We start from the raw sequence: 16002 nt of genomic DNA on the forward strand, positions 1-16002 counted from the left end.
AAAAGGGTAGGAAAATGGACGTGGAAAGAGACCTCGAAATGCTTGAGGATGAAAAGTTCAAATACATCCAAAGAGCAAAGGGGGAGGTAAGAGAACTTATCTACGACTACAAGTGGTGCAATGGCTGTGGGATATGCGTTTACGCCTGCCCAGTCAACGCGATAGAACTTGGGCCTGTGCACGATATAGCAGTTGGGCTGGACATGCCTCCTGTGATAATAGACCACCTTAAGTGCGCCTACTGTGGAATCTGCTACTCTTTCTGCCCCTTTACAGCCTTTGAGTTTTACATCAATGGTGAAAAGGTTGACAGGTCATCTCTTACACTCTCACCGGTCATGTACACATACAAATACGAAACGTGCAGGGAGTGCACTCTGTGCTACAAAGCCTGCCCGACAAATGCGATAGGGAGGGAGGTTTTCATAACCCGACAGGACATCGAAGAGAAAAACGAAGATATAGAGGGAAAAGTTGAGATTAACAGAGAAAAGTGCAACCTCTGCGGAATTTGTGCTGAGTTTTGTGAAGTTTTCAAGATGGTTGAGAAGGAACCAACTCCCGAAGACGTTATGCCATATACGGACATACTGATTGATGAGGAGGCGTGCGACTACTGCAAACTATGTGAGGAAGTGTGCCCCGAAGAAGCGATTAAAGTTGAAGGAAAGAGAATTTCATTCCGGCTTCCCGAGAAAATTGCAGAAATAAAGATAGAGCAAGATTTGTGTTCCCACTGCGGTTACTGTGAAGAGGTTTGCCCTTATGATGCTGCAAAAACAATCAAACCGATGGAGGGCAAACTTTCACTGTTTGAGGCGAGGATGGCGAGGTGCGACCCTGTCGGATGTGCTGCATGCATCCTGATCTGCAAGCACAACAAAGTATGGTATGTGTCTAAGGACAAGGGAAAGGTTCATTTCAACGAAAAGTTCTGTATTTACTGCGGTGCTTGCGAGAATGCTTGCCCTTATGATTTGATTAAGGTTGATAGAGACGCTTATTTCACCAAAGAGGTTGCAACAGATGCTCCTTGGAGAGAGGCTTGGGAAGACGCTGTAGTTCGGATTGTTGAAAAGAAAAGAGTTGAAGAACCCTTTAAGTTCTTCGTAGAGGAGGTAGAAGTGGAAATAGAGGAAGAAGAAATAGTAACAACTCCTCCGGATGAAGAAGAGCTCGCTGCAATGGGGGAGAAAATTTCAAGAATAGAGGAGATTTTAAAAAAGGCGAGATACAGAAGGGCTCTTGAGAGCGGAGACATAGATGTCTTCATGAGGGGTGTTAAGCGTGCACTTGGAGAGGATAAAGGGTAAGAAAAGCAGGAAACTTGAAGGAAAAAGAGTAGTTCTCGGTGTCACAGGAAGCATAGCAGCTGTTGAGAGTGTAAAGCTTGCAAGAGAGCTTGTCAGAAGAGGGGCTGATGTTGTTGCTGTGATGAGCAAAGCAGCGAGAAAGATTATTCATCCCTATGCACTTGAGTTTGCAACGGGTCGTAAAACTATTACTGAGATTACCGGTAATATCGAGCATGTTAACTACTTGGGTATAGATGGAGATGCCGATCTTTACTTAATCGCCCCGGCAACTGCCAATACAATTTCCAAGATAGCTCAGGGTATTGACGACACTCCCGTGACAACCTTTGCAACGACAGCTCTTGGATCAGGGAAGCCAATCATAATAGTGCCTGCAATGCATGAGAGTATGATGAAGAACAAGGCTGTGCTTGAGAACATACAGAAACTCGTGAACATGGGTATCGAGATTGTGCAGCCCAGAATTGAAGAGGGAAAGGCAAAATTCCCTGATCTGGAGACAATTTGCCTTCATGTGGAGAGAGAGCTTTACTCAAAGGAGCTTAAAGGGAAGAAAGTTATCGTCACATCTGGCCCAACTTACGAGCAGCTCGATCCTATCAGATTCATAAGCAACAAAAGCTCCGGAAAGATGGGGAAAGAAATTGCACTTGAAATGTGGAGGAGGGGAGCAGAGGTGACACTGATAACGTCCAAGTCCACCAATCTGAGGCTCCCGATGTTCAGAGAAATTAGAGTCTGGTCTGTTAAAGATATGCTGAAAGCCGTCTTATATGAGATCGAAAAAGGATGTGACATCTTCGTCTCCTCTGCAGCCGCATCAGACTTTATTGTTGATATGGAGGCAAAGAAGATAAAGACCACCCCATCTATCGAGTTAAAACTGAGAGAGGCGCCCAAAATAATAAAAGAAGTTAGAAAGATTTACAAAGGGCATATAATTGGGTTCAAGGCTGAGACAGGAGTTACAGATGGTGAACTGCTGAAAATTGCTGGAGAGAAGCTGGAAGAGGATGCTTTGAATATGGTCGTTGCCAATGATGTTCTGGAGAAAGGAATGGGGACCGAAGACACAAGAGTGCTCATACTAACACAAAAAAGGCAGGAATGGGTCGAAGGACTGAAGATAGACGTTGCTGAAAAAATTGTTAAGGCTTACATCGAAGACTGCCTATGATATTTGCCCCTGCAAGCATCACGTGCATTTTTTCACCCCATATTTCAGACAAACCAAAAAGTTCTGGCAGCATTGGGGTTGGGTTCACAATTAATCTCGGAGTTGCAGCACGAGAAAGCGTTAGAACCACAATTAACAAAGAAGAATGGAGCTTCTCCACCCTTAACTACGTAATCGAAAAGGTCGGACTCGAGGGGGTTGAAATTAAATCTGATTTGCCCTTCGGCTGTGGTTTTGGGATGAGCGGGGCAGTTGCGCTGGCGGTAGCAATGCTCGGAGATTTGCCCTACATCAAAGCAGCCGATCTGGCACATGAGGCAGAGGTTGTGAATTTAACCGGTTTAGGGGATATTGTAACCCAAACCTATGGTGGTGTTGTTGTGAGAAAGAACGCAGCATGCCCATCCTTGGCTTCAGTTGAGAAATTTTGCTGGAGTGAAAATCTCGATTTTCTAATTTTAGGCGAAATCTCGACAAAAGATACGATTTCAGACGATTTAAAAAGAAAAAAGATAGGCGAAGCTGGAAAGATTTGGACTAAAGAGTTTTTGAAGAAACCGACAATCGAAAACCTCTTTGTATGCTCAAATAAGTTTGCTGAAGAAACAGGGCTTGTCGAATTTGTTAAGGATGTGGTGGAGGCTGTGGAGAGTTCAGGCGGTAGGGCAGGAATGGTGATGCTCGGAAGAGCTGTGTTTGCCATAAATGGATACGAGGCTCTCAAAGAATTTGGAGAGCCGTTTAAAGCGAAAATTGATTCTTGTGGAGTGAGGAGGATAAGAGATGAAAAACAAGATTAAAGTTGCTGCGATTCAGTGCAGAATCGGTGACTTGAACAGTGCCAGAAAGGTTGCAAGTAAAGCAGCCGAAAACGGATGCGAGCTTATCCTGTTTCCTGAATACTTCTCCTACTCCCGTCTTGCTCTTGAAATCCTCGATGAAACTCTTAGGTTTCTGAAAGATTTGAGCCTTGAATATGGAATTGCTGCCTCTGGGAACGCAGTTGTTGACGAAAAAGGATACAGAAATAGATCATATGTCTTTGACAGCGGAGAGCTTGTTGGATGGCAGGATAAGGTTCACCCAACGAGGACGGAGAGAGAGCTTGGGATTGTTTGCGGGGAAAAGCTTGAGATACTTGAGATCAAAGGAGCTAAGGTTAGCATTCTTGTGTGCGCCGACATCCTCTACCCAGAGTTATGCAGAGTTGCTGCCCTTAAAGGCGCTGAGATCGTCTTAAATCCAGTTGTTTCCTTCAAGCAGTCAGAACTACCTGGAACGGATTACAGATACTGCCTCTACTTCACACGCTCCTTTGACAATGCCTATGCTATTGTTAAGGCTGGAGGGTTTGGAAGAACCTTTACAGGCAACGAAGCCGTAGGTAGAAGCCTTATTGCAACATTTGACGGAATACTCGCCAAAAGTAAAAATGAGAATGGAGAAGAGGATGTAAGTGCCGAGATTGATCTGAAAAAAATAAGAGAATACAAAGAGATAAACTATTCACTGACGGACAGGAATGTTAAAGCTTACAGAGAGTTATTCAATGCCGAATTCGACTGCTGAATCCGAAAATTTTTTATCATTAACATTCAGGTGAAGATATATGCAAGATGACTTTCCAAGAATTGCCAGAGAAATGTATGATGCATACGAAGCTTATGATCTACCATCGAAATATTTGAGACTCTTAAGACCTGTCGCATGGCTTTGCTTCCTTCTTCCCTACGCTGTGGGTTTTGGATTTGGTGTAACACCGCAGACTAATTATTATCACGCAGTTTTTGGTCTCGTATCCTTTGCCTTCTGGATGAGTTTCAGCTTCACAATAAATGCTCTCTTTGACAGAGATGTGGACAGGTTACATGATGGCAGAGTGAAAGACCTGAATCTTTCCATGCAGCCCCTTGTGACTGGTGAGATTTCCGTTAAAGAGGCGAAAATTCTGTGTGCGTTATTCTTCATTCTCTCAATGGTGTTTGCGGCTTTCATAAATACGAAATTTTTCTTTGCTATGCTTGGAGCCAATATCATCGGGTACGTTTACTCTGCTCCACCCAGATTCAAAGCAAAGCCCGTTGCAGACGTTATTTGCAACGCTCTCGCTGCAGTACTCGTTTTCTATGCTGGGTTGAGCATAGGTGGTGCGGATATGCCCTTTGCTGTCTACATTGCAGCATTCTTCCTTGCTGCAACCTTCTACATTCCTACAGCCGTCTCCGACTACGAATTTGACAAAGCAGCAGGATTAAAGAACACACCGGTTTATTTTGGGCCCAGAAGGGCTTTGATGTCCTTATATCCTCTCGCAGCAATCACGATTCTGCTTTGGGGATATGTTTTTCTCGTAGCTCAGAGGCTTGAAGTGAAAATTATATCGCCGCTGATTATCCTCTACACCCTCGCATACACTGTGGTTATAAACTCAAGGTGGGATGGTAAAAAGCTCAATGTCACCCCGCACATAATACTCACACCCTTTGGGATAATCTCAGCACTGTTTATAGCATACGGATTTGCCGTCATCCTTAAGGGCTTGATAAACTGAATAATTCGGGATAAAGCAACTATTGTTAGGTTAGGGGAGAAACGGCAAAAACGGCAAAAGAATTTAATCTGTAAAATCCACCTAACATTATGGCGTTAAACCCGATGGACATTTACAAGCTTCTCCCCAAGACGAACTGCAAAAAATGTGGTGAAGCTACCTGCATGAGCTTTGCTTTCAAACTTCTAAATCGTGAGAGGAAACTTGAAGAATGCACTCCGCTTTACGAGGACAAGAAATATGAAAGGCAGAGGAAGAAGCTTGAAGAAATGCTGAAACCTCTTGAGGAGGCTACCGAAACAGGTTTGATTGTTGACGAGGGTCTCTGCACCGGGTGTGGCAACTGTGTTGTTGTCTGCCCGGTTCATGTAGAGAAGGATCCTAAAGGAGCGGCGGTTGGTAAAGGTATAACCATTGACGATCCAATTTTAAGAGTTGAAGATGGCGCTGTGAAGGTCATAAACATGCAGGCGTGCAGGAGATACGGTAAGAACAGGGTTCTGTGTGTGGTTTGTAGGGAGAACTGTCCGACTGATGCAATAAGATTTCTGGAGGGATGAAAATGAGTTTTGTATGTCCGGGTTGTTCCTGTCTTTGTGATGACATTGAAATCGTGGATGGTAGGATTTTACATGCCTGCAGGAGGGGAGAAGAGATTTTTGAAAAATACAAAGAAAACAGGGCTAAACCAATGGTTAAAGGAAAGGAGGTTGATATTGACTCCGCTATTGAGGAGGCTACTGAGGTTTTGAAGGATTCCAAGAACACTGTGATCTACGGTATGGATACAACGACGGTGGAAGCTCAGCAACTTGGAATAGAACTCGCTGAGAAGCTTAATGCATATATAGACGATAATTCCTCCTTCTGTCTTGGAGAGTTTGTTGAAGCAATTTTAAGAAAAGAGTTGCCGACCACAACGCTTGAGGATGTGCGGGATAGGGCTTACGTTATGGTTTACTGGGGTGCAAACCCCTTCCACAGCCTTTCAAGACACATGTCGAGATACAGCTACTATCCAAGAGGTGCGAAAAGGCCTCGCGGATATGAGGAGGACAGATTTCTGGTTGTGGTTGATGTTAGAAGGTCCGAGACTGCCAAACTTGCAAAGAAGAATGCGAAGTTCATACAGGTTGACAATGACGATGAGCTTGTTGATTCCTTCTTCAAAGTTATGGAGGGAAAAGCAGCAAAATACGCAAAAGAGGCTGGGATTATACTGAATGAGATGAAAAAGTCCGATCTCAACGTCATATTTGGCGGTCTTGGCCTTAAGTACGGGTTGAAAGACTTGGGCAAATTCGTGGAGATGGTTAGGAAGATGAATGAGGTTGCTCCTCTTTACTTCATCCCTGCAGGTTTTCACGCCAACATGAGGGGCTTCAATGAGACTCTGTTTGAAAAAACTGGATATGTGAACAAGTACAGCTTTAAGGATGGAAAAGGTGATGTGGATTTTGCCTTTACAAGCCTTCTGCAGAATGGGAAGGTTGATACAGCAGTTATAATAGGCACCGATCCCGTCTCCTCTCTCCCTTACGATGTTGCATCTAAGCTGAAAGAGGTCAAAACTATCGTAATTGATCCGAGGATGAGTCCAACAGCAAGGGTTGCTGATATTATTATACCATCAGCGGTTTCCGGTATAGAAATGGGTGGAACAATGGTAAGGAGTGATGGGGCAAGGATAAAGCTTGAGGTAATCGAGGAGAGAGATGTCAACGATATTTACATCCTCAAAAAGATTGAGGAGGGATTGTGATGATGCGCTTTTCCAAATTCTTGAAGGTTGAGGCTGAGATCGTAGTTGCCCGGTATGCTTTAGTCTCAGATGAGACAAAGTCGCGTTTTGAGCCAGTAATTTTCTTCCATCCTGAATTTGCTAAGAGGAGTGGGGTTAAGGAGGGAGATGTGGTCGAGGTTGAGGCAAATGGGAGGGCTGTTAAGTTAAAGGTAAAACTGTCTGAGAGTGCACCTGAAAGTGGGGGGATAATTCCGAACGGGATTTTTGCAAGTTACTTGACAAACTTCGATGGTTTCAAGAGGTTTAAGGCAAACATAGAGGTTGCAGAGGGTGAGCCGAGCAGTGTTGGGGAGATAATCGAGCGGGTAAAACCTTAATTTTTTTTACAAAAAATTTATGTGCTTTGGTGAGAAAGGGTGAATTATGGTAACTGAGGGGTTTATCCCAATATCCAAGCCGCTTATCGGTGACGAAGAAATTGAGGGAGTTGTTAATGTTTTGAAGTCTGGAATGGTTGCACAGGGCGAAGTTGTGGGAAAATTTGAGAAAGAATTCTCGAACTACATAGGAGCTGATTTTGCTGTGGCTGTGTGTAATGGAACAGTTGCGCTGGATGTAGCATTAAAGGCTCTGGGCATCGGTGAGGGAGATGAAGTTATAACAACACCATTTACATTTATAGCAACATCCAACGCAATCTTGTTTCAGGGTGGGAGACCTGTTTTTGCCGACATCGAAGACAGGACTTACAACTTAAATCCCGAAAGCGTTCTTGAGAAAGTATCGCCAAAGACGAAGGCAATAGTTGGTGTGCACCTATTTGGACACCCATTTGATGTTAATGCTATTTTGGATATATGCGAAGATCACAATCTAATTCTTATCGAGGATTGTGCTCAGGCGCATGGAGCGGAGTTTAAAGGTAAAAAAGTCGGCAGATTTGGAACCGGTTGTTTTTCTTTCTATGCAACGAAGAACATCACCACAGGAGAGGGCGGGATGATTACAACCTCCGATAACGACATTGCAGAAAAATGCAGACTAATACGCAGTCACGGAGAAGCTTCCAAATATAGACATCTTATACTTGGTTACAATTTCAGAATGACGAATATTCAGGCAGCTATTGGTCTTGCTCAACTTGAAAAACTCGATAAGTTAAATGAGATTCGAAGGAGAAATGCGGAGTTCCTAAACAGAAATATTAGAGTTGAGGGGCTGACCAAACCTGTAGAAATTAGAGGATCGAAGCACGTTTACCATCAGTATGTTCTTAGGGTGGAAGATGATTTTCCCATAAAAAGAGATGAGTTCGTGGGCTTTCTTCAGAGCAAAGGGATTGGATGTGCAATTCACTACCCACTTCCAATCTACAAACAGCCCCTTTACGTTAAACTCGGTTATGGGGATGTGAAATGCCCCGTTAGCGAGGAAGTTTCGTCGAGAGTTGTAAGCTTGCCAGTTCATCCGGGTGTTAATGAAGATCAGCTCAGATATATTGCAGAAACTGTTAACTCTGTTTCGTGAGAGTGATATTATGGTGCTCGCTTCTGTGGTAGGATTGGGTAAAGCTGGGTTACCATTGGCCGCAACGATAGCTGAAAGTGGTATGAAGGTAATCGGAATAGACGTAGATGAAAAGCGATGCGAAATGATAAATCGAGGTGCAAACCCAATTCCAGAAGAGGAAGGTCTGGATGAGTTAATTGGAAAGCACGGGGGTAAAAGTTTAATAGCTACTACAGATTACAATGATGCAAAACAATGCAACCTTTTTATAGTTATTGTTCCGTTGTTTATTGACTCAGCGCATAATCCTGATTTTTCGATAATGGAATCTGCTTTCAGATCGGTTGGGAGGGTAATCAAAAAAGGTGATGTCGTGGTGCTTGAAACTACTGTTCCGCCCTTAACGACCGAAACCATTGTCAGAAGATGGCTGGAAGATGAAAGTGGGCTGAAACTTGGAGAATTCTATTTAGCCTACTCTCCGGAAAGAATAATGACTGGATACAGCATATCGCGATTAAGAGAGTTTCCCAAGATAATCGGGGGGGTTGATGAAAAAAGTGGAGAAGTGGCTTTTAATCTATACAAAAGGTTTATTCCCAACCTTTACCTTGTTTCGAATGCGAGAACGGCTGAATTTATAAAAGTAATTGAGGGGTGTTACAGAGATGTAAATATAGCTCTTGCCAACGAACTATTTAAAATTGCAGAGGAACTCGGAATTGACTTTTACGAGGCCAGAAACTTTGCAAATCATGAATACTGCCATATCCACCTGCCTTCAACTGGAGTGGGTGGGCACTGTATTCCCGTTTATCCATGGTTTTTAATTAAGGAGATGGAGCGCAGAGAGAAGTTTGAGAATGCAAAATTACTTAGAACTGCAAGAGAAGTCAATGATGAGATGGTTCGATTCTGGATTGATAAGATAGTTCTTGAGTGTATGAAAGTTGATAAGCCTCTGCGAGAGGTAAAAATCTGTATTAAAGGGGTTACATTCAGAGAGGGAGTTAAAGAGGTGTATCACAGTAGAGGTTTAGCCATTGTAGAGCATTTGAAGAATAAAGGTCTCAATGTCGGGGCTTACGATGAAATGTTCAGTCAGGAGGAATTGAGAGGGATGGGCATCTTGCCGATGCTTCCTGAGGAGGCTGATGTTGTGTTTGATACATTCAAACTGGAATTCCACACGAGGGCGTAAAACATGGGAAACTTAATGGGAATTTACTTGTTGATACTCCTGTCCTTTTTTCTTTCTGTTATTGTGGTCACAGCACAAATAAGGATGTTTAGAAAAATTGGATTGGTCGTTCCAGATTACTACAAGCCAGATTTGAGGAGGGTGCCGACAAGCGGAGGCGTTTCAGTACTTATTGTTCTATTGATTATGTATTCTCTCTTCTATATTTTCAATAGCCTTTGGAATAACCCTCCACTTATTCCAATAACCCGATTGGACTGGAAAGCATTATTTGTAATCACTTTTTTCGGTCTTTTCGGGTTGCTTGATGACTACGCAGATGTAGGAAGGATAACGAAAATAATTCTTACATTCTCATTCTCCCTCCCACTTGCAATTGAAATTACCACTAATACCGTTTTTTTGCCATTATTCGGATTGTTGGTGCTTGGGTGGCTCTACTGGCTGCTTATAGTTCCCACATACATTATGGTTACTTCTAACCTCACCAATATGCATTCAGGTTTTAATGGGATGGCAGTCGGTCTTTCAACGATTATAATCGCTTTTTTACTGGTAAAATCTATTTTAGCAGGCCGAGATACATTTTTTACTCTTGGATGCATGTTAGGGGCTTTACTCGGACTGCTGTGGTACAACAGGTATCCCTCAAGAATATTTGAGGGGAACGTCGGTGCCCTCTTAATGGGAGCAGCTATTGGTGCTGGCATAGTTGCAAATGGTTTTCTTGTATCAGGATTTGTCATGCTCATCCCTCACGTGGTAAACTTTTTGATGTACGTCTACTGGAGGACTATGTGGAAGCTACATCCAGAAGACCCGAGATGGAAGCCAGTAAAGTTTGGAAAGATAAGGAAAGATTGGACAATTGAGGTACCAAACCCTCTTACTCTGAAGTGGGTGCTGCCCTACCATTTCAGAATGACCGAATGGCAGATTGTGGTGGCGATGTATTCCTTAACTTTTATTTTCTGCATTTTGGGTCTTTTCATAGACTATTGAAAGATTTTAAACTTCTGCCAGGTTTTGAGTCCACACCAATTTCAGATTAAATATTTTTTATGACAACAATTTCCTTTTCATTTTTAACCTACAATGTCACCAAATTGTTATTAGGATTGTAAGCATAATAAGATTTTTATTTAACCAAAATGTATTTATATCTCCAAGTATTTACAATTAATGAGGGAAAGATAATGAATGTAAAGAAAATAATCGTTTCAACAATTCTGTTGACAATGGTTATGGTCGGAATTGCTGAGGCAAACCGAAACCCTGGAAACATATGGGCTGTTCATTCAGATGGTGCAAGGGACGACTATTTTAACCTTGGGGAGGACGTTTTTCTGGAAGGACAAAATTTGAAAGAAAACTGGACTTACCTTTACTGCATTTTCGACAAAGATGAGAGGTCTTCAACTTATCAGCAGGTATTAAAGTCAGGATACGTTGATACTAACTCAATGGGATACATTCCTCCGCAATATATATGGACTATTCCCAACGGTGATTTCTCTGGCCATGATTACAGAGTGGACCTCGTAGTTGATTCCTCAAATGGATGTGACGGGATAATTAAAGCCAAACGAGATACCTTTTACAGCCACACTAATTCAATCCCAGAGTTTGGAACAGTAGTTATACCCGCAGCAATTGCAATTGGCGCCATATTTCTGACAAGGAGAAGGTAAAAACCCCCAAATAATTTTTCGAAAACTCGCGGTAAATTTTTATATTTTCTTTGAGAGTATAAACTATGACCAAAAAGTATCTGTTTGTGACTATCACTTTTATATATGCAATTTTGATATTCTATCTGTCATCAATTCCTTCTCCCCCTAACCCCATCAGCTCAAGCTTTTTTTTGTATCTACACCAGAAAATGGTTGAATTGGGTGTTGAGTTTCTTGGTATTCCCTTTTACTTTGTGTATCGTTATCCCGATAAGTTTGCCCATATGATGCTGTACATGGGTTTCGGGCTTACTCTCAATCCAACTGTAAAAACAACGGTGGGGAGATATCCAGAACCGCTCTCGATCATATTGGGCTCGATTTATGGTGCAACTGATGAATATCACCAGAGTTTTGTCCCTTATAGATCAGCAAGCACGTCTGATTTAATGGCAGACATCGCTGGACTTGTTATATCTCAAATCTTGCTACTTGCTGTAAGAAAATTCAGGGTGGTAAGATGATATTGGCGGTTGTGCAGTTCTTTAGAGTTTTTTTCGGACTGATCTTCCTGTTTTTTGTTCCGGGGTTCGCTTTCAGCCTTGTCCTGTTTCCGAAAAAGGAAGAGTTAAGCTTAACGTTGAGATTAGGTCTTTCTGGGGCATTAAGTGTGATTTTTGATGTCCTGATCACTCTTTTCATTGATCTTGTTTTACACATACCCACCACTCCCGTAAATATATTTACATCCCTCCTTATCTTTACCTTAGCCTGTTTAGCTGTTTGGAGACTTGAAGTTCTCATACTTACGAGAAAACGTGAGGATATGATTCAAGAGGGAGATTCTCTGATCCAGAAATGAGCTTCATAAGTGCTTCCACTTACCTCAACAACAACACTTACTTTTGCAGGTAGATTTATGTTCTCCGGGATTGTAATGGATTCAAACTCCTCAAAAGATTCTCCTCTTTTTATTGTAACTTTTTTGGATTTTACAAGCATATCATTCAAAAAAATGTCAATTTTGTAATCCTCGTCCTTCGTTTCGTGATTTGTGACCCCATATCTGAAAGTAATCTCCTTTGGTAATTCTGATACGTTTATGTAGTTACTATAGCTGTCGGGGTAAATGTACACTGCAGAATAGGATTCCTGTAAGCTTGACCAGATTAGGATTGCTGCTGCTATTGCTCCTATAACCATAGCCAGTGCAGCAGTTTTTTGGATGATACTGTCAAAGTCATTATATGACTCATCAGCAGCTCCCTCTACCATGACCTAATTTGTAATTTATGTGGTATAAATTATTTTGTTTTCAGTTAATATTGTTTACAAAAAATAATTAAAATTTAATATTTATTTCCTTCTTAAAAGTACTATTGCTCCAAGAAGTCCGAGTGCTGCTACTGCTAATGGTGGAAATTCTGGGACTGACGGCGGGCGAGTTGTCCATTCTTTTTCTACGGTCTGCGAACATACTTCTTGTTCAGTATTTTGGTCAAAGAAGCAAGCCTGTATAATGTCCACTCCTACCCCACCGTCGCCAGTGTATGTAAACGTAGCCTCTCCATTCGAATCCGTTGTGTCCATGTCACTGTCACCTGCATTTGGACCTGAAAGCACTGTAAATGTAACATCAACGTCTTCAACAGGATAGCCCAACAAATCTGTAACCTTGGCAGTAACAGTATGGCTCTGACCAACGTAGTTCGTGTCTGTTGCAGGAGTTAGAGTTATTCCCACAACCGTAACACCACATGGCAGATTTGACGGGTTGAAAGGTTGTTCAAGCTCCTGTATCCAGACCTCAAGCAGTTTTGAATCCGGCATGTAGTCCATATCCATTCCGTTATATATTATCAGCCCAACATCAGTTCCTGCAGGATACTTGGCATACGTGTGAACCGGGCCCGTAACCTGATTAATGTTGGTTCCAGACATATCAATACACCAGTATGGGTCAAAAGTTACCATAACGTTCATATCTCCAACTGCGTCGGTCGAGGAGCCTAAATATGTCGCATCAATGAAGTAGGGGCTTGCTGGGCTACTGCTGGAGAGAGTGTTTTCCTCGACTATGGTCAGAGTGCCAGAAGCGCCCATTGCACCGGGGTTGTTTGTATTGAAGGGATACGGTAGCCAGCTGTAATCAGGTCCTGGAGTGCACTCACTGTCGTATATGATTAGCTTTTTCCCTGTAGCAACTGCATCAACTATTGCTTGTTTCTGCTCATCTGTAAGCGTGCCAGAACTGCAGGCCATCGCATAACTTGCCATATTGAGAACAATTGTGTCAAAAGGCGTCAGATTTGCCGCACTAACATCACCTGGTGACATGGGGGTAAAGGAGATGGCGTCGAGTCTCGGCTCTCCGCTGACAGGTAGATAACCTCCCCACGACCATCCCATATAGTTTGCATCATACCATCCCGTTCCCAGAGAGTTGCCGCCAATTATCACAACATTCTGTGATGTTGCCGCCATAGCTGTTCCAGCAAAAACTAACAGTGCTGCTATTGCTACTACAACGCTTTTTAAACTCATTTCTTTTTACCTCCACATTCTTATATGCAACGATTATTAGTTTCTTAAACTATATAAACTTTTTCTATACTATTCTTTAAATAATAATTGTTGTTATTATCATATTTTAGTATTCGTTATAAAATTAATATTAAATATATACTGCGTATTCATGCAACTTTAATAAACATTAAAATTTGTAACTCGTTAACTATAAATATTAACAGAAATGTAATTTAAACAATGAATGGTGAAAAGTAGATGAAATGGAGCGATTTTTTGAAGGTGATTAAAAGAAATAAAGCGAATGGCGATAATGTAGAATCTGTTATCAGGTGTGCAGAGAAGTTTCACAGGCACGCTGGTATAGAAATACCTGAGATTGACGGAGATGTGGTTGTGGAGACAGGTCATCAGCCCAACTTCCTTCCATACTCCGGAACGTTCAAAAAGGCCTTCATGGCCAATTTTTTGAAATGTACTGACGGGATAATACCTCTATTTGGGATATACGATTACAATCCGGCAACAGCGAGGTTACTCTATCAGAATAGGGTGCCAGACATCAACAAAAACGGATTTAAAAAGATAGGTTTTAAATTGGACAAAAAAGACGCCCTAAGGAGGTTTGATCAGGTTGAAAAACCGTCGAGGGAGAGGTGGGTGCAGGAAATTGAAAAAATTAATGAAATTTACAGCTCTGCTAGTACTGATTGGATAATTGATGAAATGGAGAAGAGCTATAAGCTTGGAAAAAGCTTTGCTGACGTTAATGCAATCCTTTTCGCAAGAATTTGCAATTATTTAGACGTCAATAAAGTATTCTTTTTTAAATACTCTGATCTTCAAAAGAAGGGAGTTTTTCTAAACGAGTGGATGGAGATGTCGAAAGACGTAAGGAATTTTAACCGAATTTACAATGCTGTAGTTATAGAGAAAAATATCCCCAATGGTAGAACTAATGAGTTAACTATGGCTCCTTTTTGGTACCTTTGTGAGTGCGGTGGAAATACTCCTGTGTACTACAATACTATTTTTACAGCAAAATGCCCCATTTGCAAAACCACTTACGAGTTTAACAGTATTGAAGAAGTTTTTGACCGATTATCTCCAAGAGCAGTTTTTCGAAATCTTGTGTTTTCGAAAGGCTTGAACACATCCCTGTTCATTTCTGGGAGTGGAGGTAGCCTGATATATGGTCAGATATCAAATGAAATGTACTCAAAGTTTGGTATTGAGAGGCCATTGGTTGCATACTGGGAAAGTAGCGATTATTACCTTTCACCCGTGCATAGAAAAATAATTTATGATATCTCGAGATTATACGGAGAAGAGTTCTTTAGAATCAACATAAAAAGAAAAAGAACCGAGTGGATTGAACAGTTGAAGTCAGATAAAAAATTCAAAGGATACTATCAATATTCACATACCTTAATCCAAATAGCAGAGAAAGTCTTTTCTCTGAACTACTCAATTATTGATCTTTTAGCAAGTGCAAACGTAGATGAAATAGCGGAGAAGTGGAGGACATCTCTCGAGAAGGCTGTGATTTGCAAGAACGAGTTTTACTCTGTCGTTTCAGACGTGGACTTCGGAGGTAAAAATTACTACAATTGGATAATAAAATTGGCCAATGAGAGTAAAGTTGAAGACCCTGCAAACTTGTTGGGTGGTTAAACATGAAAAGGGTATTGGTTTTAAGTCCACATACAGATGATGGAGAGCTTGGTTGTGGAGGAAGTATAGCAAGATTGGTGGAGGAGGGTATAGAAGTGTACTATGTAGCACTCTCCGCATGTGAAAAATCTGTGCCTGGAGAGTATCCACCAGACATTTTAAAAAGGGAAGTCAGGAAAGCCACAAAAATTTTAGGAGTTGACGAATCCAATTTACTCCTCTACGATTTCGAAGTGAGAGAATATCCTACACTCAGACAAAAAATTTTGGATGTCCTTATCGAAATAAGGGATGAAGTAAAGCCGGAATGGGTGTTCACGCCATCATCTTTCGACACCCATCAAGATCATAAGGTTACGAGAGAAGAAACACTGAGGGCATTTAAAAAATATACTATTCTCGGTTATGAACAGCCTTGGAATAATATAACTTTCAACACAACATGCTTCATCAGACTTGAAAAGAGGCATGTGGATAAAAAAATTGCAGCCTTAAAATGCTACGAGTCGCAGATGGATAAAGCTTACATGGAGGAAAAATTCATCAGAAGCTTGGCAAGGACGAGAGGTGTGCAGATTGATTCAGAATATGCAGAGGCGTTTGAGGTAATTCGGTGGATAGTCTGATGCAA

18 protein-coding genes are annotated in these 16002 nt (G+C 41.7%); 16 read left to right on the forward strand and 2 right to left on the reverse strand.

Annotated elements, in window-relative coordinates; translation table 11 throughout:
* The first annotated feature begins 14 nt into the window (after positions 1 to 14).
* The 14 genes from BP688_RS05905 to BP688_RS05970 all read left to right on the forward strand — a co-directional run bounded on the left by BP688_RS05905 (position 15) and on the right by BP688_RS05970 (position 12033).
* Entirely contained in the window at positions 15 to 1313 is a 1299-nt protein-coding gene (locus BP688_RS05905) for a 4Fe-4S binding protein (protein WP_290596732.1), read from the forward strand.
* Positions 1288 to 2493, forward strand: coding sequence for a bifunctional phosphopantothenoylcysteine decarboxylase/phosphopantothenate--cysteine ligase CoaBC (coaBC, locus tag BP688_RS05910; protein WP_290596733.1), 1206 nt, complete (start codon positions 1288 to 1290; stop codon positions 2491 to 2493). Before BP688_RS05905 ends, coaBC begins: the two co-directional genes overlap by 26 nt.
* Positions 2490 to 3293 carry a pantoate kinase gene (locus BP688_RS05915; protein ID WP_290596734.1) on the forward strand — a complete coding sequence of 268 codons (804 nt, stop codon included), beginning with the start codon at positions 2490 to 2492 and terminating at the stop codon, positions 3291 to 3293. The genes coaBC and BP688_RS05915 overlap by 4 nt, the downstream gene beginning before the upstream one ends.
* On the forward strand, positions 3277 to 4062 hold the full coding sequence (locus tag BP688_RS05920) for a carbon-nitrogen hydrolase family protein (protein ID WP_290596735.1): 786 nt from the start codon (positions 3277 to 3279) through the stop codon (positions 4060 to 4062). Before BP688_RS05915 ends, BP688_RS05920 begins: the two co-directional genes overlap by 17 nt.
* 40 nt (positions 4063 to 4102) lie before the next feature.
* Positions 4103 to 5044 carry a UbiA prenyltransferase family protein gene (locus BP688_RS05925; RefSeq protein ID WP_290596736.1) on the forward strand — a complete coding sequence of 314 codons (942 nt, stop codon included), beginning with the start codon at positions 4103 to 4105 and terminating at the stop codon, positions 5042 to 5044.
* A gap of 89 nt (positions 5045 to 5133) precedes the next feature.
* Positions 5134 to 5604, forward strand: a complete 471-nt coding sequence (locus tag BP688_RS05930) for a (Fe-S)-binding protein (protein WP_290596737.1) — start codon at positions 5134 to 5136, stop codon at positions 5602 to 5604.
* Between the two features lie 2 nt (positions 5605 to 5606).
* The gene (locus BP688_RS05935; protein ID WP_290596738.1) at positions 5607 to 6806 is read left to right on the forward strand and encodes a formylmethanofuran dehydrogenase subunit B; all 1200 of its coding nucleotides are present in this window, start codon (positions 5607 to 5609) and stop codon (positions 6804 to 6806) included.
* Entirely contained in the window at positions 6806 to 7165 is a 360-nt protein-coding gene (locus tag BP688_RS05940) for a molybdopterin dinucleotide binding domain-containing protein (RefSeq protein WP_290596739.1), read from the forward strand. Before BP688_RS05935 ends, BP688_RS05940 begins: the two co-directional genes overlap by 1 nt.
* Before the next feature lie 46 nt (positions 7166 to 7211).
* The gene (locus tag BP688_RS05945) at positions 7212 to 8315 is read left to right on the forward strand and encodes a DegT/DnrJ/EryC1/StrS family aminotransferase (protein WP_290596740.1); all 1104 of its coding nucleotides are present in this window, start codon (positions 7212 to 7214) and stop codon (positions 8313 to 8315) included.
* 10 nt (positions 8316 to 8325) lie between these two features.
* A complete protein-coding gene (locus BP688_RS05950) occupies positions 8326 to 9498 on the forward strand; it encodes a nucleotide sugar dehydrogenase (protein WP_290623867.1) in 1173 nt (390 codons plus the stop codon).
* 3 nt (positions 9499 to 9501) lie between these two features.
* Positions 9502 to 10500, forward strand: coding sequence for an MraY family glycosyltransferase (locus tag BP688_RS05955; protein ID WP_290596742.1), 999 nt, complete (start codon positions 9502 to 9504; stop codon positions 10498 to 10500).
* A gap of 194 nt (positions 10501 to 10694) precedes the next feature.
* Positions 10695 to 11189: a hypothetical protein gene (locus tag BP688_RS05960; protein WP_290596743.1), complete on the forward strand. Its 495-nt coding sequence runs from the start codon at positions 10695 to 10697 to the stop codon at positions 11187 to 11189.
* 65 nt (positions 11190 to 11254) lie between these two features.
* The gene (locus tag BP688_RS05965) at positions 11255 to 11695 is read left to right on the forward strand and encodes a VanZ family protein (protein ID WP_290596744.1); all 441 of its coding nucleotides are present in this window, start codon (positions 11255 to 11257) and stop codon (positions 11693 to 11695) included.
* The gene (locus tag BP688_RS05970; protein ID WP_290596745.1) at positions 11692 to 12033 is read left to right on the forward strand and encodes a DUF1616 domain-containing protein; all 342 of its coding nucleotides are present in this window, start codon (positions 11692 to 11694) and stop codon (positions 12031 to 12033) included. The genes BP688_RS05965 and BP688_RS05970 overlap by 4 nt, the downstream gene beginning before the upstream one ends.
* Here BP688_RS05970 and BP688_RS05975 read toward each other — a convergent pair.
* On the reverse strand, positions 12003 to 12446 hold the full coding sequence (locus BP688_RS05975) for a hypothetical protein (protein ID WP_290596746.1): 444 nt from the start codon (positions 12444 to 12446) through the stop codon (positions 12003 to 12005). The genes BP688_RS05970 and BP688_RS05975 overlap by 31 nt on opposite strands.
* 81 nt (positions 12447 to 12527) lie before the next feature.
* The gene (locus BP688_RS05980; protein WP_290596747.1) at positions 12528 to 13715 is read right to left on the reverse strand and encodes an Ig-like domain-containing protein; all 1188 of its coding nucleotides are present in this window, start codon (positions 13713 to 13715) and stop codon (positions 12528 to 12530) included.
* A gap of 240 nt (positions 13716 to 13955) precedes the next feature.
* Between BP688_RS05980 and BP688_RS05985 the strand changes: the two genes are divergently transcribed.
* Both BP688_RS05985 and BP688_RS05990 read left to right on the forward strand, forming a co-directional pair.
* Positions 13956 to 15371, forward strand: a complete 1416-nt coding sequence (locus tag BP688_RS05985) for a hypothetical protein (RefSeq protein ID WP_290623868.1) — start codon at positions 13956 to 13958, stop codon at positions 15369 to 15371.
* Positions 15372 to 15373: 2 nt separating this feature from the next.
* Complete coding sequence (locus BP688_RS05990) at positions 15374 to 15997, forward strand: PIG-L deacetylase family protein (protein WP_290596748.1); 624 nt, start codon at positions 15374 to 15376, stop codon at positions 15995 to 15997.
* Positions 15998 to 16002: the final 5 nt, after the last annotated feature.

The sequence above is a fragment of the Archaeoglobus sp. UBA230 genome (assembly GCA_002507545.1).
Lineage (GTDB): Archaea > Halobacteriota > Archaeoglobi > Archaeoglobales > Archaeoglobaceae > Archaeoglobus.